Origin of the sequence: uncultured Kluyvera sp., from assembly GCF_902485085.1 — a bacterium.
GTDB classification, from domain to species: domain Bacteria; phylum Pseudomonadota; class Gammaproteobacteria; order Enterobacterales; family Enterobacteriaceae; genus Kluyvera; species Kluyvera ascorbata.
On record NZ_CABTJS010000100.1, the window covers coordinates 1 to 23,483 of the forward strand.

Consider the following 23,483-nt stretch of genomic DNA (forward strand, 5'->3'; position numbering starts at 1 on the left):
TGCGCCGTCGGCGAATTCTTCGCGGCCCATGAAGCGACATTTGCCCAGCTGAGCCAGCTGCTGACGCAGATTCAGTGTATTAAAGTAGTTAGCCATGATGGTGTACTCCGTGATGTTGTGTGTCTTATTGTTCGGTTCGCGTTTCAGCGAGAATGAACCCACATTACAACAGGAAATTTATTGCGGAAATTGATATATTCACAACGTAACATTGCAATTTATGCAACGTTGAAAACCGGAGACTCGTCTGTGGATTTACGCGATCTGAAAACCTTCCTGCATCTGGCGGAAAGCCGCCATTTTGGCCGCAGCGCACGGGCGATGCACGTCAGCCCCTCCACGCTCTCCCGGCAGATTCAGCGCCTTGAAGAAGACCTCGGCCAGCCGCTGTTTGTTCGCGACAACCGCACGGTGACGCTCACCGAAGCCGGTGAGGAGCTGCGCGTATTTGCCCAGCAGACGCTGTTACAGTATCAGCAGCTGCGCCATACCCTCGATCAGCAGGGGCCGTCTCTTTCCGGCGAGCTGCATATCTTCTGCTCGGTTACCGCGGCTTATAGCCACCTACCGCCAATCCTCGACCGTTTTCGCGCCGAGCATCCTTCGGTTGAAATCAAGCTCACCACCGGTGACGCGGCCGATGCAATGGAAAAAGTCGTCACCGGCGAGGCAGATCTGGCAATTGCCGGCAAGCCCGAGACATTGCCCGGCGCGGTGGCATTTTCCATGCTGGAAAATTTGGCCGTGGTGCTGATTGCCCCAGCGCTGCCCTGCCCGGTACGCAACCAGATTTCGGTGGATGAGCCAGACTGGTCAACGGTGCCGTTTATCATGGCCGACCAGGGGCCGGTGCGTCGCCGCATTGAGCTGTGGTTCCGTCGCCATAAAATCAGCAACCCGTCGATTTACGCCACCGTGGGTGGCCACGAGGCGATGGTGTCGATGGTGGCGCTGGGCTGTGGCGTGGCGCTGATTCCCGAAATCGTGCTGGAAAATAGCCCGGAGCCGGTGCGTAACCGCGTGATGATTTTAGAGCGCAGCGATGAGAAGACCCCGTTCGAGCTAGGCGTCTGCGTGCAGAAAAAGCGGCTACATGAACCATTGGTGGATGCATTCTGGAAGATTGTGTTAGAACGCAAAATCGCCGAATAGCATTGATACATTCAGCCCCCAGTCATGCCCCTGGTTCGGGAGATTAATTGGTATCAAAGGTGCCAGGTGTAAACAAGCTCCGCAGGTAAAATCGTCACTAAAGAAACCGGACCTTACAAGAGGGAGTGACGATGCAGAAACCCAAAAAGATCTTCAACAACACCGATAATATTCGTAGCGAAATCATGGAAGGGTTGGTGTACGCCGGGCGCGGAAAGATCCACGCCCTGCCGAACTACTGCGCGGTTTATCGTACGATGGCACAGAATGGCCAGACCGTTATCGTCAGCGGCGGCGGCAGCGGCCATGAGCCGACGTTTGCCGGGTTCGTCGGCGAAGGCGGCATCGATGCCTGCGCGCTGGGCGAAGTCTTCACCTCCCCCTCTCCCGACCAAATCATTGAAGCCAGTCGGGCTGTTCATCAGGGCAACGGCGTGCTGTTCCTCTACGGCAACTACTCCGGCGACGGCATGAACTTTGATATCGCGGCTGAAATCCTTGCAGAAGAAGGCATTGAGTGTCGCACCGTGCGCGCCACGGATGATATTGCCTCCGCGCCACCGGAAAGAATGTCCGACCGCCGCGGGGTCGGCGGGCTGGCATTTTTATATAAGCTTGCCGGTGCCGCGGCTCAGTTCGAGCACTACGGCTTGTCTGAGCTGGAAGCGCTGGCGAAAAAAGCCAACCGTAACACCCGCACCATTGGTGTCGCATTGAGCGGGTGCGCGCTGCCGCAGGCCGACGCCTTTAACTTCACGCTGGCCGATAACGAAATCGAACTGGGTATTGGCATTCACGGTGAGCCAGGGCTGTGCCGTATTCCAATGCCGCAGTCTGATGAGCTGGTCGAGATGATGATTGAACGTCTGTGCAACGACCTACCTTTCGCACAGGGCGACAGCGTATGCGTGAGCGTCAACAACCTCGGCGCACTAAGCAACACCGAGCTAATGGTAGTCACCCGCAAAGTCGGCATAGCGCTAACGGCGCGCGGCATCAAGACCTATGACGTACAGGTCGGTCACTTCTGTACCTCGCTGGAAATGTCCGGTTTTTCCCTGAGCATGCTGCGGTTGGACGACGAGATGCAGCGCCTATATGACCATCCAATCCGCACCCTCGGCTGGAGAAACTAAGATGAACACCACACAATTTATCGCCTGCCTGCAGTACGTTTCTGAGGGGATGATCGCCAGCGAACCGAGGCTGACCGCGCTTGACCAGGTTATTGGCGATGGCGACCACGGTATCGGTATTAAACGCGGCTTTACCGCGCTTAACACGCTGCTCGCCGCACCAGAATTTACCGCCACTGATATTGGTGATGCTCTGCTGCAAAGCGGTACTCGCCTGATGACCAGCATGGGCGGCGCGTCTGGGGCCATTTTCGGCACTCTTTTCCGCGCTGGGGGGAAAGCGTTGGCGGGGCGCGCAGCGCTGAATGCCGCGACCCTCGCCGAGTGGCTAGAAATTGGCATGCAGGCCATCCACCAACGCGGCGGTGCCGAGCCGGGAGATAAAACAATGGTGGATGCACTGGCCGCCGCCGCCGAACAGGCCAAAGCAGATATCGCACTACCACTGCCGAAAGCGCTCACCCACTGCGCACAGGCAGCCATGGCAGGCGCAGAAGGCACCAGCGCCATGGTTGCCCGCTTTGGGCGGGCGAAAAATCTGGGTGAGCGGGCCATTGGTCACTGCGACCCTGGTGCAGTGTCGATGGCGCTGATCCTGCAGTTTATGGCGGAGTTTGCTCACCAGAACTAACCTGCAATAGCGCACAACCTCCACAGGAGCCATGTTTACGCATGGCCCTTTTCTGTCCTGCGGTCCGGCATCTGACGGCTAAAATCAGTGGTAGATTCAGTATTGGCGCTCCTTTTCTGTATAATGTCGCGATCCATTGTAGTGGGGGGCTTGTTAACCATCGCGTTAAGCAAGCCAGAACAGACGGTGTCATTGCGCACTTGACAGCGAAAATACAAACTTAATTAGCCATCATTATGATAATCAAACCAAAAATTCGTGGATTCATCTGTACAACGACCCATCCGACTGGCTGTAAAGTCAACGTGGAAAAACAGATCGAGTACGTTAAGCAAAACGGGAAAATCGAGAACGGTCCTTCCCGCGTGCTGGTGATCGGTGCTTCCACCGGTTACGGCCTTGCATCCAGAATTTCCGCAGCGTTTGGCAGCGGTGCCGCCACTATCGGCGTATTTTTCGAAAAACCAGGCACGGACACCAAACCGGGTTCCGCGGGCTGGTATAACTCTGCCGCTTTCGATGAAGCAGCAAAGCGTGAAGGTCTGTACGCCAAAAGCATCAACGGCGACGCGTTCTCTGACGAATGCCGCGATGAAGTTATCAAGCTGATCAAAGAAGATCTGGGTCAGATCGACCTGGTCGTTTACTCACTGGCTTCTCCAGTGCGTAAAATGCCAAAAACTGGTGAAATTGTTCGTTCTGCGCTGAAGCCAATCGGCGAGGTTTACACCTCTAAAGCGATTGATACCAACAAAGATCAGATCATCACCGCCAGCATTGAGCCGGCAACCGAAGAAGAAGTGCAGAACACCGTTACCGTAATGGGCGGCGAAGACTGGGAACTGTGGATGGGTGCGCTGAGCGAAGCTGGCGTGCTGGCTGACGGCGTAAAAACCGTAGCCTACTCCTACATCGGTACCGACCTGACCTGGCCAATCTACTGGCACGGCGCGCTGGGCAAAGCGAAAGAAGACCTCGATCGCGCCGCAGGCGAACTGCGTAACCAGCTGGCTCCGCTGAACGGTTCCGCGAACGTTGCGGTACTGAAGTCCGTTATCACTCAGGCGTCTTCCGCCATTCCAGTGATGCCGCTGTACATCTCCATGGTCTTCAAGCTGATGAAAGCACAGGGGATTCACGAAGGTTGTATCGAACAGATCAACCGTCTGATGACCACCAGCCTGTACGGCGATAAAGTGGCGCTTGATGACAACCAGCGTATCCGTATGGATGACTGGGAACTGCGTGAAGACATTCAGCAGGCATGTCGCGACCTGTGGCCGCTGATCACCACCGAAAACCTGGCGCAAGAAACCGATTATGCAGGCTACAAGCAGGAATTCCTGAACCTGTTCGGTTTTGGCCTCGACGGCGTGGATTACGACGCTGACGTGAACACCGAAGTTGAATTCGACGTGATCACGCTGTAATTTTCTGCCGCAGTAACAAAAGCAGACGACTGATAAAACCCTGGCCGAAAGCCAGGGTTTTTAACTAATAAAATCTGGACTTAATAACGGCCACTCCTGTACGATTCAATCCAGTTTCAAATATATAATATCAGTTAAGAATTGAATGAAATTAATAAATACCATTCAATTAAATAATATATCAGTGGATAGATTATATTTCCGCATATTGATTTACAGTATGAATTAAAAGAAATACTTCCATTAAATAGTTAGAGCCTATCCTAATAGACATTATTATTGCAGCCAGTTTAAACATGGGCGCATACGTACTTCGCAGGGCTTTAAAGCCCCACCGGCTTTGTGCGAGTGCCTTTTGGTTAAAGTTGCGAATAGAGTGGCTCATTAGGATGGGCTCTGAATCATGCTCATGGATTGGAGCTTAATATTATGCACACAGCAAATCTACATCGGCCGGACCATTCGAGTATTTTATCAGAGCCATTTAAATATATTCCGGAACTGACCATTTCAGCCTCCAAAGACATAGCTTCATCTGTTCCACGCCCATTTATATCAGCAATCATTCCATGTCTGAATGAAGAAATGACGCTTGCCATCTGCATTAATAAAATAATGGCAGCCTTTAACCGTCGAGGTATTCAGGGTGAAGTTATCGTGGGGGATAATGGTTCAACGGACAAATCCGTTGAAATTGCAAAATCACTGGGCGCCCGGGTCATCCACCAGCCCGTCAAAGGCTATGGTGCAGCAATAAGCGCGGCGGCCGGAGCGGCAAAGGGTAAGTATCTCATCATGGCCGATGCCGATGACTCCTACGACTGGAGCCAGATTGATATTTTTGTCGATGCACTGGAAAGCGGCGCAGACTTCGTGATGGGTAATCGATTTGCCGGAGGAATAGAACCAGGAGCCATGCCTCCTCTGCATCGCTATCTGGGTAACCCGCTGCTCTCAGGCATCGCCCGGCTGCTTTACCACTCTCCCATTCGTGATTTTCACTGCGGGATGCGGGCCTTTACCCGCGAGGCATTCCAGAAGATATCTGCCCACGCGACCGGAATGGAATTTGCCTCCGAAATGATCATCAACGCGCATCGTGCGGGCCTCACCATCCGTGAAGTGCCGATCAAGCTCTATCCGGACAAACGCAACCGCCCGCCTCATTTACGCTCGTTTCGCGATGGCTGGCGGCACTTGCGCCTTCTCATTGCCCATGCTCCGGATAGGCTATATTTGGCCCCAGGGATGACGCTGCTGCTGCTCGGAATTATCGGCCTTGCGCTGCTTGCCACAGGCCCCATCGAAATCAACGGCTACTATTTTGGTATTCATTTCGTGGCCCTGGCGACCATGTCAACCTTGATTGGTCTTATCTCAATTCTGCTAGGCGTGCTAGCGAAGGTCGCTATCGCCATTTACCACCCGGTTGCACAAAGTCCGATGATTGGCTGGTTGAGGCGATCGCACCCTCTGGAATGGCTGGTTTTCGGCGGATCGGCTCTTGCCATATCGGGTTTTTGCGCCGACCTCCTTTTGGCTTTTCAATGGCTTTTTACCCGCGGTTCAATGGAGCAGTCGGTACATGCTGTTTTTATCATCAGCACCGTTTGTATCGCTGGTGTGTTAATGGTGCTGGCCGGATTCGTACTGCAGCTGCTGCTGGATATCCTGAACCGACAGGTTTCAGAGATATCAACAAAAGGGTCAGCGGTATGAAAGGGGGAAAGGTCATCGCCTCTCCCTTATCAGCAGCCTTCTTGTCTCAACAAAGGCTGCTACGATGAAAATTCGAACCTCTTTTGCCTATCTCTGCGTCTCTGGCACCTGCTTCCTCGGACATAACGGCATCATGATTGCGGCGGAGCGTTTCTACGCGGCGCTCTGGTTAGCCGTCCTGTTATCTTTCGTTATCACCGTGATTATCGGCTATATATTGCACAGCACATTCACCTTCAAACAGCCATTCTCACTGTCTGCTTTTGGGCGCTATACCCTCGGCATGCTGCTGAATATCCCACTGGCTTATGCCACCACCTGGTTTTGGTATCACTGGCTGGAATTTCCAATGCTTGTAGCCGCGCCGCTAGCTTCGTGCTGCATGATCGCGCTGAATTTTTTCCTTAGTCGCTGGGCGATTAGCGCATCAGGCCGTAAGACGCATGTGCCCTTATCCTCCCCAATCGTCTGGAAATAACAATGCGGCAGGAGAAGATTTTACCTTGAATATCCTGACGATAAGCCATTTCTACGAAGCGCACGGCGGTGGAATTGAACGCGTTGCCGGGCACTTGTGTCGTCGGTTCGCCCGCCTGGGCGCAATGCCACAATGGGCGGCCAGCGCTGGCGATGCTTTACCTGACGGCGATATCAAAATCATCGCGTTACGCTGCGTCGACCCGCTGGAAAAACTCACCGGTTTGCCCATGCCATTACCCGGCCCCGCGGCCATTTATGCGCTGAGAGATGCCGTACGCCGAAGCGACGTGGTGGTGATCCACGATGCGCTTTATGTGACGTCAATCCTTGGCATGATAATGGCCAAGCTCCACGGGAAACCCGTTGTTTTGATTCAGCATATTGCTGCGATTCCTTTCAAATCCCTCTCGCTGCGTCTGCTGATGCAACTGGCAAACCTGATCGTTACGCGCCCCATGCTATGGGCTGCTGATGTCCGAATCTTTATTAGCGATACGGTACGTTACGACCTGCTCGGAACGCCTGCACGCTATCCCTATAGGTTGCTGTTTAACGGCGTTGATAGCGCCATTTTTTATCCCCCTACCTCCATAGAAGCCGGACGAAATCCACCAGCAAACTACCATTTCCCTCCCTGTGCCCAGCGCATACTTTTCGTTGGTCGCTACGTTGAAAAGAAAGGATTGGCGGTATTACGCGTCCTTGCAGCAGCCAGGCCGGAGTGCCAGTTCTTACTGGTCGGAAGCGGCCCACTTAGACCCGCAGAATGGGGGTTGGACAACGTTTACGATCTTGGCGTTCAGGCCCCCGACGCGCTGGCGGAACTTTATCGCGGCGCAGATTTGCTGCTATTGCCTACCGTCGGTGAAGGCTATCCCCTCGTTATTCAGGAAGCGATGGCCTGCGGGCTACCGGTTGTCTGCGGCGCTCCGGCACATAGAGCGGACCCCGAGGCGGCAAGCTGGCTACGTGGCGTGAACATCGACCTTAGCGATCCAAAGGGTTCGGCGCAGCGTTGTTCTGCCGCAATAGATAGCTGTCGGCTGACCCACCGCGAACGTGAAGCGATGATCCGTTACGCCAGGGAGCGCTATAGCTGGCAAACCATGGCACAGGAAATACTCAGGCTGGCGCAAAATGCCGTCAGGGCGAAGGACCAAACCGGAAGAGAATAAAATGGATACATCCAGTCTTCACCTTCTTCGCGGCAACCCACGAAACGCCACACTGCTTCTCGGCGTGAGTATCGCCTTTAAAGTGGCGCTTATTTTCATTTTTGCCTGGCATATTCGTCTGGTCATGGATGAGTTCGCCCAGCTTGGTTACGCCAAATATTTTGCCAATGGGCTATTCGATACCATTCAACCGCCAAAGGCCGTAGGCTTTGCCGTGTTTTATAAACTGGCTCACCTGATTGGTTGGAACGCAACCTCGATTATTCTTGTCGGGAGAATGCAAACGGCTCTGCTCGCCTGCGGAACCCTACTGCTGGTTTACGCCTGCGCGCGGGCCTTGGGTGAACAGCGTTTACGTTCACTGCTGATTGTTCTGGTGTTACTGTGCTTTACGAATTTTATGGAGCGCATCTTCCGCACCCGCTCAGAGCCCCTGGCGCTGTTTTTCGCTCTGGCTGCCGTTCTGGTGATACTGCGTAGCACTACCCTCAACGCAAGAAGCATTATCATCGCCGGGATCCTCAGCGGGATGGCGTTTTTGATTACCCAAAAATCAGCGTTCTTCAATCTGGCTCTAGGGCTTGGCTTAGTGATGGACGCTACATTACGCAAAGATTTCATCATGGCTATCGTTCGCGGTTTTTACCTGACCGTTGGATGGATGCTTCCCGCACTAGCCTATTGTTTGATATTCGGCGGCAGCGACCCGCTGCGTATCGCTGAAGGTTTGATTTTTGGCCCGGTAGAAGTAGCAGTAAACGGCAGCGAAGCCTATGACGGACTGCGCGCGTATGTCTTACAAACCCTGGTAGACAATACGGTTCTCTATCTACTCTGTTTTAGCGGCATGATAATCGCGGTGAAACGCTTTCGAGTCTCACCTGAAAAAAAACGTATCGTGCTGATATTTTCGCTCGTCATAACCACGCTGGTGTTCGCTCATAGCCAGCCATGGCCCTATGTATTTATTATGGCACTACCCTTTATATCGCTTTGGTCTCTCACCCCGCTAGATTACATCCTCACCCATAGCGGTAGGCCGATTTTGAGGTTATTTTTCCTGACGATAACCGCATTAGCCCTACTTTCAAGCTACTTTACCAATCTCAGCTACCTGAAAATTGACAATGTACGGCAGCTTGAAATAGTTAGCCGAGCAGAAGCATTGCTCAAGCCTGATGAAAAATACTTTGATGGTATAGGAATGTTACCCAACAGGCTGGAACCGACAACCCTATGGCTCGATAACTGGTATGTATTAAAGACGCTACGGGAAGGGAAAGGCTCCGAAGCCTGGCAGGTGCTAACCCAATCCCCACCGAAAGTTATTTTATGGTCCAACCGATTAACTAAGATCTATTCTGTTATCGCCGAAGCCATCCACAACAGCTATGTCCAGGTGGCACCGAATATCCGGATGGCAGGGCAACGGCTGCACGTAAACCGCCAGACGGTATTCAAGGTGCCGCTAACCGGAAGATATCAGCTTTACAGCGAAACCGGCGCGCCAGTATCTGCACAAATTAACGTGGATGGGATCGCACTCACTCCGCCCATAATCCTGTCGGCAGGCCGCAAAACCATCACCTTGCTCAATGGCCCGGAGACAGCGCTGCTGTTACCCGAAGGTTCCTACACAGGCCTTTTCAAAGAAGGGGATGATAACCGCGACCTGTTTGCTAATGTCTATTATCGGTAAGCATGATTAACCGCCGCGCTAACGGCGGTTTTGGTGAGGCTAATCGAAACCAAAGCCTTCGGCGAACAGCACCTTCAGCTTCGCCATCGCCTCCTGCTCGTCGCTGCCGCTGCAGATGATCTCAAGCGAGCCACGCCCTTTGATCCCGGCACCCAAAATGCTCATGATGCTTTTTCCTTTGATGGTTTTGCCATCATAGATCATCTCGATCCGCGACTGATACTGTGCGCATGCCTTTGCCAGTACGCCCGCCGGGCGCGCATGAATACCGTGCAGATTGCTGATTTTCACCACTTCTTTCAACATAATTGCGGTTCCTTACTTACTGTCCGTTTGCCGGGTACATAGCCTGAACGACGTTAAAATAACCCTGAATCAGAAGCTGGGCGACCATCGCGCCCGGGTCGACGAACGCACGGGACCGCTCGCCGTGAATGGCCGCACGCCCGTGCTTCGCCACCATCGTGGTGGTCTGCTGCACGCCCTGCTGCGCTGCTAGCAGCGCTTCTCGCGCCACGCAAAGCGGGTCGCCATGGCCACGCAGCGCCACCAGTGCCGGGGCCATGCCATCAAGAAAGGTCTTTTCGCCCGGCTGTGCTTTGCCGCGCTGTTGTACACCTTCATACCAGGCCTGGAAAAAATCACCCGCTTCCCGCAGCGTCATCGCCTCCCGCCCCTTAAAGACTTTTCCCGCCTGCATCAGACCGGAGGCCATCAGCGTACCCATCGTTGAGGGTACCGCCGAGGCCATGGCTTTACCCGCCAGATAGAAAAATCGCCCCAGGTCTGGTTCATCGCTGTGCTGCGCATAGTCCGAGGCCGCAGCAAAACCATCGCTCATGGTAAGGCCCAGATCGCCGTCGCCTACCACGCTGTCCAGTTCAGTCAGCACTGTCTTGTTGCCCTGCATCACCCGTGCCCACTCGGTAAAGAGCGGCCGTAAGCTCTCGCTGCTTAATGTCATAGCGCCTCCTTAGGCAGGAAACTGCCGGAACATCGGCGTGTCGGCCTGCGCGTTCAGCAGCGCCTTAAGCTCATCGTCTACCGGCATCAGGCTAATGGACATGCCGGTCATCTCCATCGCCGTGGCGAATTCCCCCACCCACACGCGGAAGACACGGATGCTGCTCTGCGCCAGAATCTGATGCACGTGGCGATACATCAGGTACAGCTCTTCCAACGGCGTTGCACCAAGTCCGTTTATCAGCACCGCCACTTCATCGCCCTGCTGGCAGGGAGAATCGGCAATCAGCCAGGACATCATCTCTTCGGCAATATTTTTAGCACTCAGCTGCGGCCCGCGGCGGATGCCGCTTTCACCATGAATGCCCATGCCAATTTCCATCTCATTGTCGCCAATATGAAAGCCTGGCTTGCCGATACGCGGCACGATGCACGGCGACAGCGCCACGCCTAGCGTCCGCACGCGATCCCCGGCCTTCTGCGCAATACGCTGAACGGTGTCGAGATCATCCATTCTGGCCGCCGATGCGCCAGCACATTTGTAGACGAGGAAAATCCCAGCCACGCCGCGCCGCGTGGTGGCATTACCGCTCGGCAAGGCACCAGCGGAATCATCGGCGGCAACGACCGTGCTGGTGCGGATATCGCTTTCCAGGTCGGCCATTTCCGCTGCCATGTCAAAATTGAAAATATCGCCGTTGTAGTTGCCGTACAGGTAGAGCACGCCCGCGCCGCCGTCTACCGCCTGCGTAACGGCCAGGATTTGCTCCGGCGACGGTGACTGGAACACATCGCCAATGGCGCAACCGTCCAGCATCCCTTTCCCAACGTAGCCAAGGAACAGCGGCAGATGCCCGGAACCGCCGCCGGTGACAATCCCCACCTTGCCGGGCACCGGACGCGCCGTGGCAAGGCAGTGTAGATCCCCCTTCACAAAGCGGAATTTATCGGGATGCGCCAGATAGATTCCTTCCAGCATCTCCGGGATAAAGTCCTCCGCCTGATTCAGAAATTTTTTCATGCGTTCTCTCCATGAATATCCCGCCCAAACAGGCGGGCACGTCAATTAGCGGGCAAATTTGATCTGTGACGGGTAGGCCCAGCGTTGTAGCTCCTCCGGGGAGAAAGATTCTGGCTCCTTACCACCGTTAATCACCAGCGCGTGGTAGTAAATCTGCGCCATCTCCTCCAGATAAGCGGATTTCAGCACTGCTTCATACGGGTCTTTATCCACGCCGATTGCGCCGTGTTTTTCCATCAGGATGGCATCAGCACGCTTGATAGGTTCGATCACGCTGTCGGAAAGCGCCGGTGTGCCGGGGCGGCCGTACGGTGCGACTGGGATCACCCCGTCTTTCAGGTTGAGAATCGCGCACTCGTACACTACCGCCGGGATAGGCTTATTCAGCACAGCAAAAGAGGTCGCGTAGAGGGAGTGCGTGTGGGAAATCGCGAACACATCCGGGCGCGCTTTATAAATCTCGATATGCATCAGGCATTCGCTGGTTGGGCGCAATCCCGCTTCGCTTTCAATCACATTGGCTTCAACGTCCATCACCACAATATCGCGCGGCGTTAAATGCATTTTGTCGATTGTAGTGGGGGTCACCAAAATAAGCCCTGTTTCTTTATCCCGTACGCTAGAATTACCTGCTTTATGTTTACACAGTCCCCATTGCTGAGCAGTTCTGGCCATTTCAACGACGTGTTTTTTCTGAATGTCTAACATAATATTTGTCCTGTATACGGTTATAGGGGCGAGCGATGTCACGACAATAGTTGCCGGGAAATAACGTTGCAGCTTTTAAGCTGCAACGGCGTTTAATTAATGATTACGAATGTCGGGCGAAGTCTTTTATCAGTACATATTCATCCTGTGCACGGCGAATAATATTGCCGCCATCATAGAATTCGAGAAATTCATTTAATTGCGCGAGCGCCTTAAGATGTTTTTGTGGATTATTCGTCGCCAGGACTATAATAATATCGGCCTGCATATAACCGGCGAAATCAATCTTAGAAGGCAGGCGCAATAGCGCCATCCCCGTATCCAGCGCGCCATCATCGACGCCCGCGTGAGCAATAATCACACCCTCGGCCAGCATGATATAGGGCTGCTCATCGGTAATTTTATCCAGCATAATTTGCAGATAGCGCGGTTCAATCACCCCACTTTTCAGCAATGATGCTGAAGCCTGAGTAATGGCCTGCTGCCAGCTGCCGGGCAGTGACGTGATAAATTGAACGTGTTCGCGATGCAGTAGGTCCGTTAGTGACGGCGTTGGTGGTTCAATATTACCCACCACGTTCGCGGCGCTGCTCTCATCATAGATGTAGTTGGCAAGCGCGTGCTGTAGCCCTTTATGGTCAGTGATATTACCGAAGCGTTCGAAGATAAGCAGCAGTTGCTCTATCTGGATGATGTTCGGGTCTACGCCCTGTAGGGCGCCGATCACATGATTGCGGAACGCGCTCTTATGGATGCTGCTGATAGACGGATTCACCACAAACACCATCTTGCTGGTATTCAGATGTGTCGTTGAGAAGACCACGTCGTAGTGTCCGGTATAACGCTCAAACTCACGCCGTGACATCACTTCGGTAAAGTGCAGCTCCGGAAAAAGGACCTGCAGCGTCAGAAACAAATAGGTGGAAATCGTCGCACTGTTTTCACACACCACCACCGCCGTTTTCTGTAGCTTAATCTGATGGATAACCCCTTCTCGGGTCAGCCAGCCGCCAAAGAGTACCGTTAAAAACGCCATCTCTTCGTCCGGAATTTCGCAGTGCAGCACCGTCTCGAACGGCACCGCCGCCCGGCGAACCATCTCGTGCAGGTGGCTGAACTCTTTCACCACCAAATCGTAAACGCTGCTGGTATTGGCCAGATGATAGCGAATACGGTAATAGGCTGGTTTCCAGTGCTGATAGATTTTTTCAATCAGCTCATTTTTCTCTTTGATGGTGACGCAGCTTATTTTCTCAAAATTGTCGACCACCGCCACCACGCTTTCAAGCAGCAGCGTATCAAGATGGAAATATTTATCGGCGACACTTTGAATATTCGAACTTTGGATCAGTGCCGTCAGGAAAACCAATTCATTCTCGCTATTGATATTGATTTTACTGATAACGCTCTGCATCAGCGTAAATTCTCTGCTGCCAATAATATCGGTGTAGCTGCTCGGAATATTGATCAGGGTTTTCTCCGAATCAATACGATGCAGGACAAAACAGATAAAATAAATAAGCTCCTGAAGCTGGCGGTCGGTAAACTGAATTTTGAATCGCTTTTCAATTTCACTGAAAACGTTGCCAACCTTTTCCAGATAGTCGCTCATCACATTGTTGTAGTGGGCGATAATATTTTTGGCGACCGGAATTTCCAGCACCCGACGCAGGCAGTGTAGCAACAGATAGCGTTTTTCCAGCTCCTCACCCAGAATGTGGTAACCGTTGCCCCGGTCATAGCTTATCTCCAGCCCGTGTTCGATAACCTCGGTACGCACTTTTTTCAGGTCATTGATAATCGTGTTCTGGCTAACGCCCAATGAAGAAGAGAGATGTAACAATGACAGCCGTTCATTGCGGGTCAGCAGCATAAAGATAATCATCTGCCCGCGTTCTTCTTCCGAGTAGAGATAGCGGTGCTCGGTTTCCGAGGTCTGATTCTGACGAAAATGCTCAATCACATGGCGTGGAATATTCAGCTTCCCAGTTTTCAGGCGGTTGATCCGGTCGAAGTGGTTCGACTCCAGGTAGTCATTCACCTTTTTCAACGTATAGCTCAACTGTTTGCGCGTCAGGCAAAACTGCGCTTCAAGCTTCGTCCCCGTGATACCGGGATCGTTCACAATGGCATCCAACACTGCAACCACGCGTTTATCCATAGCCATGCTAACTCTCCTGCAATGAAAAGCCTGGCGGCGGCACCTGCCGCCAGACGTGAACATGAAACCCAGCGTTACGCCTGCTGAACCTTCGCCTGCTGTTCGGCTTCCTGCTGCGCAAGATTGCTTTCACGACGCAGTTCGCGGGAATAGAAGAAGTAGCCGCAGCCCCACCACAGCGCAAACACCAGCGGGATGAAGTTGCCTTCCAGGAATTTGAACAGGAAGGAGAAGGCATAGGTGAAGACTGGGGCATCAATCGAGCTGTTCGAAATCAGCTGTCCCGTCGGGATGGTGATAGCTTTAGTGGCCAAACCAAGGTCGGTAATCATTGGCGCGAACTGTGTGCCGACAAACAGGAAGAACGGCACGCCAATAATGCTCAGGATAACCATACGCAGCGTATTACCGCGCGTCACCAGATAGGCCGGAACAATCAGCGCAATATTGATGATGCCAGCAAACGGCAGGATCTTATTTCCTGGGAGAATCAGCGCCCACAGCAGGGTGAACGGGATGGCGACGATAATAGCAAACCAGATTTCGCTCGCGCCGCCCATAAACGGCCAGTCAATACCTACGAACAGCCTACGCCCGGAGAATTTCTTGTTCATATAGTCGCTGATCGCTTCAGAGATTGGCGATAGCGCTTGCATAAAGAGCTTGGAAATCATCGGGAACAGCACCAGCGCCGTCGAGGCCTGCACGCCCAGCATCAACGTTTTCGCAACGCTGTAGCCCGCGATGACCCCAAACAGGATCCCCAGGATAAAGCCAATAATGTGGTTTTCAGCAAAAACCCCGACTTTGGCACGCAGCGCGCTCGCATCCATCGGTTTATTACAGACCGGGATTTTGCGCAGCAGTAGATCGAACGGGTAATAGATGGCACCAAAGAAGACCATACGGTGCGTACAGGTCACTCCCGGGATCCCCGTAAGCTTCTCGATACGATGCTGGTGAATATCTCCCGCGTTCAGTTCCATAATGATCTGGAAAGCAGCAATGATGAACGCCAGTACCAGACTCCAGACCGGGCCAAACAATGGGGTGGTAACGCTCACCACGATAAACGCGGTAAAGATTTTCCCCCACACGTTCCAGAGGTCGGCGTTGAACGTATTGGTCTTGTTCAGCATCAACATCACAATGTTGACGCCAACCTGAAGCGGGAACATGGCGAACGCGTAAGGCCAGGCCCAAGAGATATTGGCCATCGTCGTCCAGCCGCCATCGACGATGCTTAACTCAAGGCCGGTACGGTTCATCATGGTCTGCGCGGCAACACCGATGGCATCGACCATGAAGCCAATCAGCATGCTCATCCCAACGAAGGCAACGCCAAGCGTGATGGCTGCCGAAGCTGCATCGCGGAATTTCATCCGCACCACCAGCCCGGCTAATAACATAATAAAGGGCACAAAAACCGGTGCGCCTAAATTCAGAATATAATTTATAACTACACCAAGAAAGTCCATAGCACTTCTCCACTAAAATAATTAGATACTCTATGGCTTTCGAGTTGCGGGAAGGCGGCAAGTGAGAGAATCCCGATGAGCTTACTTTAGTAAGTGATTCGGGTGAAAGAACGCAGCCAACGCACCTGCAGCTTGAAAGACGACGAGTATACGGATTAAAGAGCTACATCTTATTTACAGGCATCAATGACCTTTTGTAATTCTTGTTCCATTCCCATGCCGGTCAGAAAGGCAATCCCGTTAATTACCGGGATAGGATATTGCTTATCAACTTTGGTAATGGCGATATAAGCCGCACTATCTTTTATATGACTATCAAGCGATTTCAGATCGATGACTTCAACTTTGATATGCGACTGCTGGCGTTCATTCAATAAGCGGGTCACTTTACTGGCAACCGTTTGTGAGGTAGCAACGCCGCTTCCACATGCAACAATGACTTTTTTCATCTTATAAATCCTTATCTAATTGCAGTCTTGATGTGAGGGTACAGAGAAAGGTTTCTACATCGTCTATTTCGCGTAAGGTCTGAACAACCTCTTCATCCGCAAGGCAGTCCATGAGCTTTTGCAGCGCCGTCAAGTGGCTACTGTGGTCAACAAAGCCAAGTAAAACAATAAAATGAACGTAAAGCGTGTTGTCATCATTGCCCATTTCTTGCCAGGCAATGGGCGTAGACAGCCGCGTTACGGAGATAAAGGGGCGAATAATGTGCTGAGGGTCGGTATGAGGAAGCGCGATAGCCACCGGCAGCGTCGGCAGCGCGGTAGGATATGCCTTTTCACGGGCGATGATGGCGTCAAGAAAAGAGTCCTGGACGTAGCCTTGCTTTTTCAGCAGCAAAAATATCGAAGAAAAAAAATCAGTGGAATTATTATAATGTTTATCCAGAAATGTGAGCTGAGGCGTAAAATATTCACATCCTTGCGCACTTTTATGCGGGGCATCAATTATATCCGTTCTCATCCGAATATCCTCTCTAACCGCTAAGAATTAGCTAGAGACAATGTTAATTCAGGAGCAGCAAGTGGGCGACAAATATCGCCCCCAAAAGATGTGCGCAGGCTGGCGCAACGCGGTGAGCGTTTTATTATGAATTACGTCACATTTTTATCGTTGAAATTCGTTGGCAACGAAATAATTCGGTGGGTTATGGCAAATAAAAGGAGATTGGGAGATAACCCGGATAGGTTATCTCCCGCTAAGCGGCGCTTAACCCGCCAGGAAGAAGCGGAACGCCGGGTTATTTGTCTCGTCGTGGCAATCGTAGCCCAGCTCATTGAGCCGCGTTTCAAAATCGGGCTCATGTTCGCCCAGCTCAAACGCCGCCAGTACGCGACCATAGTCCGTGCCGTGGCTGCGATAGTGGAACAGAGAGATATTCCAGTGCGTACCTAAGGTATGCAGGAATTTCAGCAACGCGCCCGGGGATTCCGGGAACTCGAAGCTGTACAGACGTTCCTGTAACGGCTTAGACGGACGACCGCCGACCATATAGCGCACATGCAGCTTCGCCATTTCATCGTCGGAGAGATCGACCACGCTGTAGCCGCCCTCGTTGAGCAGCTGCAAAATCTCTTTGCGCTCTTCCAGACCCCGGCTCAGACGGACACCGACAAAAATGCAGGCATTTTTCGCGTCGGCAAAACGGTAGTTGAACTCAGTGACCGAGCGCCCGCCCAGCAGCTGGCAGAACTTCAGGAAGCTGCCCTTCTCTTCTGGAATGGTGACCGCCAGCAGCGCTTCACGCTGCTCCCCCAGTTCGCAGCGTTCGGAAACGTAGCGCAGGCCGTGGAAGTTAACGTTCGCACCGGACAGCACGTGCGCCAGACGCTCACCGCGAATGTTGTGCTGGGCGATGTATTTTTTCATGCCCGCCAGCGCCAGCGCCCCGGAAGGCTCCGCCACCGCGCGCACATCTTCGAACAGGTCTTTCATCGCCGCGCAGATAGCGTCGCTATCCACGGTGACGATATCGTCGAGATACTCCTGGCACAGACGGAAAGTTTCATCACCGATGCGCTTCACCGCCACGCCTTCAGCAAAGAGGCCCACGCGCGGCAGGTCGACCGGATGACCGGCATCCAGCGCCGCTTTCAGGCAGGCTGAATCTTCTGCTTCCACCGCAATCACTTTGATTTGCGGCATTAGCTGTTTAATCAGCACCGCCACGCCCGCCGCCAGACCGCCGCCGCCGACCGGCACAAACACACGGTCGAGGTGAGCATCTTGCTGTAGTAATTCGAGCGCCAGCGTGCCCTGCCCGGCAATCACCATCGGGTGATCGAACGGCGGAACCCAGGTAAATCCCTGCTGCTGTGCCAGTTCAATGGCTTTAGCTTTGGCTTCATCAAAGTTCGCGCCGTGCAGCAGCACTTCGCCGCCAAAACCGCGTACCGCATCCACTTTGATGTCGGCAGTCGCTACCGGCATGACGATAAGCGATTTCAGACCTAGACGAGCGGAGGAGAACGCCACGCCCTGCGCATGGTTGCCTGCGGAAGCGGTGATCACGCCGTGCGATTTCTGCTCGGGCGTCAGGCCCGCCATCATCGCGTAAGCCCCGCGCAGCTTGAAGCTGTGCACCGGCTGGCGGTCTTCGCGTTTAACCAGAATCACGTTATCAAGGCGCGAAGAGATCTTTTCCATTTTCTGCAGCGGCGTCACCTGTACCGCTTCGTAGACCGGTGCGCGAAGCACCGCTCTGAGGTACTCGGCCCCCTCAGGGGAGCCGGATAGGGGTTGTGAATCTGCCATGATTAGCCACCCAGTTTCGATTTATCGCGCACGGCGCCTTTGTCGGCGCTGGTTGCCAAGCTGGCATAGGCGCGAAGGGCAAAGGAGACCTGACGTTCACGGTTTTTCGGGGTCCACGCCTGTTCGCCGCGGGCTTCCTGCGCTTCGCGACGCGCGGCAATTTCTGCATCGCTCAGTTGCAGCTGAATACCACGGTTCGGAATGTCGATGGCAATCATGTCGCCATCTTCAATGATTGCAATATTACCGCCGCTTGCTGCTTCCGGAGAAACGTGGCCGATAGAGAGGCCAGACGTACCACCAGAGAAGCGGCCGTCGGTAATCAAGGCGCAGGCTTTACCAAGACCCATTGATTTCAGGAAGGTGGTTGGGTAGAGCATTTCCTGCATGCCCGGACCGCCTTTCGGCCCTTCGTAGCGAATCACCACCACGTCACCTGCCACCACTTTGCCGCCGAGGATGGCTTCTACCGCATCATCCTGGCTTTCGTACACTTTGGCCGGGCCGGTGAATTTGAGGATGCTGTCATCAACGCCTGCCGTTTTCACGATGCAGCCATTTTCCGCGAAGTTACCGTACAGCACGGCCAGACCACCGTCTTTGCTGTAGGCGTGTTCCAGAGAACGGATACAGCCTTCGGCACGGTCGTCATCCAGCGTGTCCCAGCGGCAATCCTGCGAGAACGCTTGAGTGGTACGGATACCGGCTGGGCCTGCGCGGAACATTTTTTTGACCGCGTCGTCCTGGGTAACGGTGATGTCGTACTGTTCCAGCGTCTGTGGCAGTGAAAGACCGAGAACGTTTTTCACATTGCGGTTCAGCAGGCCTGCGCGGTCCAGCTCGCCGAGGATCCCCAGCACGCCGCCGGCGCGGTGTACATCTTCCATATGGTATTTCTGGGTACTTGGCGCCACTTTACACAGCTGCGGCACCTTGCGAGACAGCTTGTCGATATCACTCATGGTGAAGTCGATTTCGGCCTCCTGCGCCGCTGCCAGCAGGTGCAGAACGGTGTTGGTGGAACCGCCCATGGCGATATCCAGCGTCATGGCGTTCTCGAACGCCTCTTTACACGCGATGTTGCGCGGCAGCGCGGAGGCATCATCCTGTTCGTAGTAGCGTTTGGTCAGCTCAACGATGCGCTGGCCTGCGGTGAGGAACAGTTCTTTACGGTCAGCGTGGGTGGCCAGCAGCGAGCCGTTGCCCGGCTGCGACAGACCCAGCGCTTCGGTCAGGCAGTTCATCGAGTTGGCGGTGAACATACCGGAACAAGAGCCGCAGGTTGGACAGGCGGAACGTTCTACCTGCTCGCTCTGCGAGTCAGATACTTTCGGGTCTGCGCCCTGAATCATCGCATCGACCAGGTCGAGTTTGATGATTTTGTCAGAGAGCTTGGTTTTCCCGGCTTCCATCGGGCCGCCGGAAACGAAGATAACCGGAATGTTCAGGCGCAAAGAAGCCATCAACATCCCCGGGGTGATTTTGTCGCAGTTGGAGATACAAACCATCGCATCGGCGCAGTGCGCGTTAACCATGTACTCCACGGAGTCGGCAATCAGCTCACGGGACGGCAGTGAATAAAGCATGCCCCCGTGCCCCATGGCGATACCATCATCCACCGCAATGGTGTTGAATTCTTTGGCAACGCCGCCGGAGGCTTCGATCTGCTCTGCAACCAGTTTACCGAGGTCGCGCAAGTGTACGTGGCCCGGCACGAACTGGGTAAACGAGTTTACGACGGCGATAATCGGTTTACCGAAGTCATCATCGGTCATCCCGGTGGCGCGCCACAGTGCGCGGGCGCCCGCCATGTTGCGGCCGTGGGTGGTAGTGGCGGAACGATATTTAGGCATGCTTTAGTACTCCCAGTCTCTGTCTCGTGAATGGGGCGGTGCGTGCCACCCCATTTTTATTCTTAGTTATTAACCTGATCCAACCAGCCCCATTTATCTTCGGTTTCACCGGTGAAGAGGCCAAAGAATGCTTGCTGAATGCGCTTAGTCACTGGGCCACAGCGGCCTTCACCTACCTGGATACCATCGACGCTACGTACCGGCGTGATTTCAGCGGCGGTACCGGACATGAACACTTCGTCAGCCAGGTAGAGGGATTCACGAGACAGTACCTGCTCGCGGACTTCAATACCGATATCTTTCGCCAGCTTGATGATCGCATCGCGGGTAATACCAGGCAGCGCAGAAGAGGTAAATGGAGGGGTAAACAGAATGCCGTCTTTCACTTCGAACAGGTTTTCGCCCGCACCTTCGGACAGGAAGCCGTTCACGTCCAGCGCGATACCTTCCTGATAACCGTGGCGGCGCGCTTCGCTGCCAACCAACAGTGAAGAGAGGTAGTTACCGCCCGCTTTTGCCGCGGTTGGGATGGTGTTCGGTGCCGCACGGTTCCAGGAAGAGACCATGGCATCGATCCCCTGATCCAGCGCTTCCGCGCCCAGATAAGCCCCCCACGGGAACGCCGCGATGATCACGTCGGTTGTGTAACCGTCCGGCGGGTTAACGCCCATACCCACATCACCCACGAAGACCAGCGGACGGATATAGGCGCTGGTCAGATTGTTTTTACGCAGCACTTCACGGCAGGCTTCCATCAGTTCGTCAACGCTCTGAGAAACCGGGAAGCGATAGATTTTGGCGGAGTCACGCAGGCGCTGCATGTGCTCACGGTGGCGGAAGACAACCGGGCCTTTGTGAGAATCGTAGCATCGGATACCTTCAAACACGGAGGTGCCGTAGTGCAGCGCGTGGGACATAACGTGTACTTTCGCGTCTTCCCAACGTACCATCTCACCGTTGAACCAGATGTAATCCGCTTTTTTCGTCGTCATTTCTCTTCCTATTGCGCTCAGGCGCGAATCTGTTGTTGTGATGTGCTTGTACACTGCTGAACGGCAACCGAGGCCACGTCCACCAGTTTATTTAATTGACTAAACAGTAAGTCGACCGACCGTGGGCTGGCAACGGTCAATTCGATATTTATGTTCTGTGCATCGCTTGCCGTTTCCATATTCATCGCGCAAATCTGAAAGCCGCGATGGCGAACCACACGTAAGACGCGTTCTAAGGTTTCCGGGTTGAAGCGGGCCTGCACGTTGACCTGATGTTGCATCATGATAATTTCTCCAGCATTTGTGAGTTGCTGGCGCCAGGCGGCACCAGAGGCCAGACATTCTCAAGTTCGTCGATTGAGACATGAAGCAGGTACGGGCCTTCGCTTGCGAGCATGGTGTCGAGTGCCGCTTCTACCTGGTCTTTACGGGTGATGTGTTGGCCAGGGATGCCGAAGGCGCTGGCCAGCGTGAGGAAATCGGGGTTATCGGTCAGGGTGGTTTCGCTATAACGTTCCTGGAAGAACAGCTGCTGCCATTGTCGAACCATCCCTAACCGCTGGTTGTCGAGCAATACGATCTTCAGCGGTAACTGCTTGCGTTTTACGGTGCCCAGCTCCTGTACGTTCATCATGAAAGAGCCGTCACCGGAGATACAGATAACCGTATCGTTCGGGCGCGCTACCTGGGCACCCACGGCAGCTGGCAGACCGAAGCCCATGGTGCCTAAACCGCTTGAGGTGATGAAGTTCTCCGGCCGGGTGTAGGTCATGTGCTGAGCGGACCACATTTGGTGCTGACCAACGTCAGTCGTCACCACACTTTCCGCCGGTTTACGATCGGAGAGCTGTTTCAGCAGCAGCGGCGCGTAGATAGCCTCGCCCGGATGGTCGTAACGCCATTCATGCTCGGCGCGCATCGCCGCATTATGTTCGCACCAGGCACCGATCGTCAGCGGCTGCTGCAGCGCGGGCAGCAGTGCATTCAGGTCACCCTGCAGGGCAACGTGCACCTGGCGCAATTTGTTCATTTCTGCCGGGTCGATATCCATATGAATAACTTTGGCGTGCGGCGCGAAGGTGTTCAGCTTGCCGGTCACGCGGTCATCAAAGCGCGCGCCAACGGCGATCAGCAGGTCACACTCTTGTACCGCCAGGTTGGCCGCTTTGGTACCGTGCATACCCAGCATGCCGAGGTAGTACGGATAATCCGCAGGCACGGCACCCAGACCTTTCAGCGTGCAGGTTGCCGGCATTTGCGTGACCGCCATAAATTCGCGCAGCGCCGGAACCGCCTGCGCCATTCCCACGCCGCCGCCGACGTACAGCATTGGCTTCTGGGATTCGGCCAGCATCTGCTGCGCCAGTGCCATTTCGCTGTGCGGGAAGGTGTCATCGCTTTCTACGGTGGAGAAGTACGGGTCCAAATCGCCTTGTGCAATCTGAATATCTTTAGGGATATCAACCAGAACCGGGCCAGGACGGCCTGAGTTTGCCACCTCAAAGGCTTCCGCAATCACACGCGGGAGCTCTTCCAGAGATTGCACCAGGAAGCTGTGTTTGGTGCAGGCCAGCGACAAACCGAGGACGTCCACTTCCTGGAAGGCATCGGTACCGATAAACGGTGCAGCAACCTGACCAGTGATAGCAACAACGGGAACAGAGTCGAGCAGCGCGTCCGCCAGGCCGGTGATCAGGTTAGTCGCCCCTGGGCCAGAAGTGGCGATACAGACACCGGTTTTACCGGTAGAGCGGGCATAACCAATGGCTGCCATCGCCGCTCCCTGCTCGTGTCGACACAGCAGGTGCTCTACGCCGCCGTCATACAGCGCGTCGTAAACTGGCATAATGGCACCACCTGGATACCCAAATACCGTTTCGACTCCCTGCGCTCGCAACGCATGTACCACCCACTGTGCGCCATTCATAGTTAGTTCCCCGCCTTAGATCGTAAGAAACAGAATTTTGTGCTACTCGTCATTCTCTGCTCCTCGTTATTGTTTTTTAGTCATAAAAAAACCCCCGGACCTTTCGGTGCGGGGGTCTTAGTTCGTTAAGGCTTGATTTCTAAGCCTTTCCTCGTCCAAGTGCAGCCCCGCACGGTGGGATAATAATCACCACCACGCTAA

Annotated in this window: 23 protein-coding genes; 8 read left to right on the forward strand and 15 right to left on the reverse strand. The window is 54.0% G+C overall.

What is annotated here, in order from left to right; translation table 11 throughout:
- The coding region (locus RDN66_RS12060; protein ID WP_308537877.1) for a hypothetical protein at positions 1-96 on the reverse strand (96 nt) is incomplete at its 3' end.
- A gap of 84 nt (positions 97-180) precedes the next feature.
- On the opposite strand from RDN66_RS12060, the gene ilvY reads away from it, so the two are divergent.
- The 8 genes from ilvY (at position 181) to RDN66_RS12100 (ending at position 9,422) form a co-directional block, all read left to right on the forward strand.
- A complete protein-coding gene (gene ilvY / locus RDN66_RS12065; protein WP_308537875.1) occupies positions 181-1,152 on the forward strand; it encodes an HTH-type transcriptional activator IlvY in 972 nt (323 codons plus the stop codon).
- A gap of 131 nt (positions 1,153-1,283) precedes the next feature.
- Positions 1,284-2,288 (forward strand): dihydroxyacetone kinase subunit DhaK, encoded by a 1,005-nt coding sequence (locus RDN66_RS12070; protein ID WP_202216811.1) that lies wholly within the window; start codon positions 1,284-1,286, stop codon positions 2,286-2,288.
- Between the two features lies 1 nt (position 2,289).
- The gene (gene dhaL / locus RDN66_RS12075) at positions 2,290-2,919 is read left to right on the forward strand and encodes a dihydroxyacetone kinase subunit DhaL (RefSeq protein ID WP_202216812.1); all 630 of its coding nucleotides are present in this window, start codon (positions 2,290-2,292) and stop codon (positions 2,917-2,919) included.
- Between the two features lie 236 nt (positions 2,920-3,155).
- Positions 3,156-4,349 (forward strand): enoyl-ACP reductase FabV, encoded by a 1,194-nt coding sequence (gene fabV, locus RDN66_RS12080; protein ID WP_035896556.1) that lies wholly within the window; start codon positions 3,156-3,158, stop codon positions 4,347-4,349.
- Positions 4,350-4,778: 429 nt separating this feature from the next.
- Positions 4,779-6,068, forward strand: coding sequence for a glycosyltransferase family 2 protein (locus RDN66_RS12085; RefSeq protein ID WP_202216813.1), 1,290 nt, complete (start codon positions 4,779-4,781; stop codon positions 6,066-6,068).
- Positions 6,069-6,132: 64 nt separating this feature from the next.
- Entirely contained in the window at positions 6,133-6,546 is a 414-nt protein-coding gene (locus tag RDN66_RS12090; RefSeq protein WP_308537876.1) for a GtrA family protein, read from the forward strand.
- Between the two features lie 25 nt (positions 6,547-6,571).
- Positions 6,572-7,723, forward strand: coding sequence for a glycosyltransferase family 4 protein (locus RDN66_RS12095; protein ID WP_202216815.1), 1,152 nt, complete (start codon positions 6,572-6,574; stop codon positions 7,721-7,723).
- A 1-nt stretch (position 7,724) separates the two neighbouring features.
- Positions 7,725-9,422, forward strand: a complete 1,698-nt coding sequence (locus RDN66_RS12100; protein ID WP_202216816.1) for a hypothetical protein — start codon at positions 7,725-7,727, stop codon at positions 9,420-9,422.
- 39 nt (positions 9,423-9,461) lie between these two features.
- On the opposite strand, the gene RDN66_RS12105 is transcribed toward RDN66_RS12100, so the two are convergent.
- From RDN66_RS12105 to RDN66_RS12170, 14 genes are all read right to left on the reverse strand, one after another.
- Entirely contained in the window at positions 9,462-9,728 is a 267-nt protein-coding gene (locus RDN66_RS12105; protein WP_035896560.1) for an HPr family phosphocarrier protein, read from the reverse strand.
- 16 nt (positions 9,729-9,744) lie between these two features.
- Complete coding sequence (locus RDN66_RS12110) at positions 9,745-10,386, reverse strand: dihydroxyacetone kinase family protein (RefSeq protein ID WP_202216817.1); 642 nt, start codon at positions 10,384-10,386, stop codon at positions 9,745-9,747.
- A gap of 9 nt (positions 10,387-10,395) precedes the next feature.
- Positions 10,396-11,406, reverse strand: coding sequence for a dihydroxyacetone kinase subunit DhaK (locus RDN66_RS12115; protein ID WP_202216818.1), 1,011 nt, complete (start codon positions 11,404-11,406; stop codon positions 10,396-10,398).
- 45 nt (positions 11,407-11,451) lie between these two features.
- A complete protein-coding gene (locus RDN66_RS12120; RefSeq protein ID WP_035896398.1) occupies positions 11,452-12,114 on the reverse strand; it encodes a class II aldolase/adducin family protein in 663 nt (220 codons plus the stop codon).
- Between the two features lie 103 nt (positions 12,115-12,217).
- Positions 12,218-14,281: a BglG family transcription antiterminator gene (locus RDN66_RS12125; RefSeq protein ID WP_202216819.1), complete on the reverse strand. Its 2,064-nt coding sequence runs from the start codon at positions 14,279-14,281 to the stop codon at positions 12,218-12,220.
- 68 nt (positions 14,282-14,349) lie between these two features.
- Entirely contained in the window at positions 14,350-15,753 is a 1,404-nt protein-coding gene (locus tag RDN66_RS12130) for a PTS galactitol transporter subunit IIC (protein WP_270503343.1), read from the reverse strand.
- 170 nt (positions 15,754-15,923) lie between these two features.
- On the reverse strand, positions 15,924-16,202 hold the full coding sequence (locus RDN66_RS12135) for a PTS sugar transporter subunit IIB (RefSeq protein WP_035896401.1): 279 nt from the start codon (positions 16,200-16,202) through the stop codon (positions 15,924-15,926).
- Position 16,203: 1 nt separating this feature from the next.
- The gene (locus tag RDN66_RS12140; RefSeq protein WP_123651801.1) at positions 16,204-16,719 is read right to left on the reverse strand and encodes a PTS sugar transporter subunit IIA; all 516 of its coding nucleotides are present in this window, start codon (positions 16,717-16,719) and stop codon (positions 16,204-16,206) included.
- Positions 16,720-16,965: 246 nt separating this feature from the next.
- Entirely contained in the window at positions 16,966-18,510 is a 1,545-nt protein-coding gene (gene ilvA, locus RDN66_RS12145) for a threonine ammonia-lyase, biosynthetic (protein WP_035896403.1), read from the reverse strand.
- Positions 18,511-18,512: 2 nt separating this feature from the next.
- Positions 18,513-20,363, reverse strand: a complete 1,851-nt coding sequence (ilvD, locus tag RDN66_RS12150) for a dihydroxy-acid dehydratase (RefSeq protein ID WP_035896404.1) — start codon at positions 20,361-20,363, stop codon at positions 18,513-18,515.
- A 62-nt stretch (positions 20,364-20,425) separates the two neighbouring features.
- The gene (locus tag RDN66_RS12155; RefSeq protein ID WP_202216821.1) at positions 20,426-21,355 is read right to left on the reverse strand and encodes a branched-chain amino acid transaminase; all 930 of its coding nucleotides are present in this window, start codon (positions 21,353-21,355) and stop codon (positions 20,426-20,428) included.
- A 17-nt stretch (positions 21,356-21,372) separates the two neighbouring features.
- The gene (gene ilvM / locus RDN66_RS12160; protein ID WP_035896406.1) at positions 21,373-21,639 is read right to left on the reverse strand and encodes an acetolactate synthase 2 small subunit; all 267 of its coding nucleotides are present in this window, start codon (positions 21,637-21,639) and stop codon (positions 21,373-21,375) included.
- The gene (ilvG, locus tag RDN66_RS12165; RefSeq protein ID WP_202216822.1) at positions 21,636-23,282 is read right to left on the reverse strand and encodes an acetolactate synthase 2 catalytic subunit; all 1,647 of its coding nucleotides are present in this window, start codon (positions 23,280-23,282) and stop codon (positions 21,636-21,638) included. Before ilvG ends, ilvM begins: the two co-directional genes overlap by 4 nt.
- A 139-nt stretch (positions 23,283-23,421) precedes the next feature.
- On the reverse strand, positions 23,422-23,483 hold a 62-nt coding region (locus tag RDN66_RS12170; RefSeq protein ID WP_141024316.1), incomplete at its 5' end, for an IlvGEDA operon leader peptide.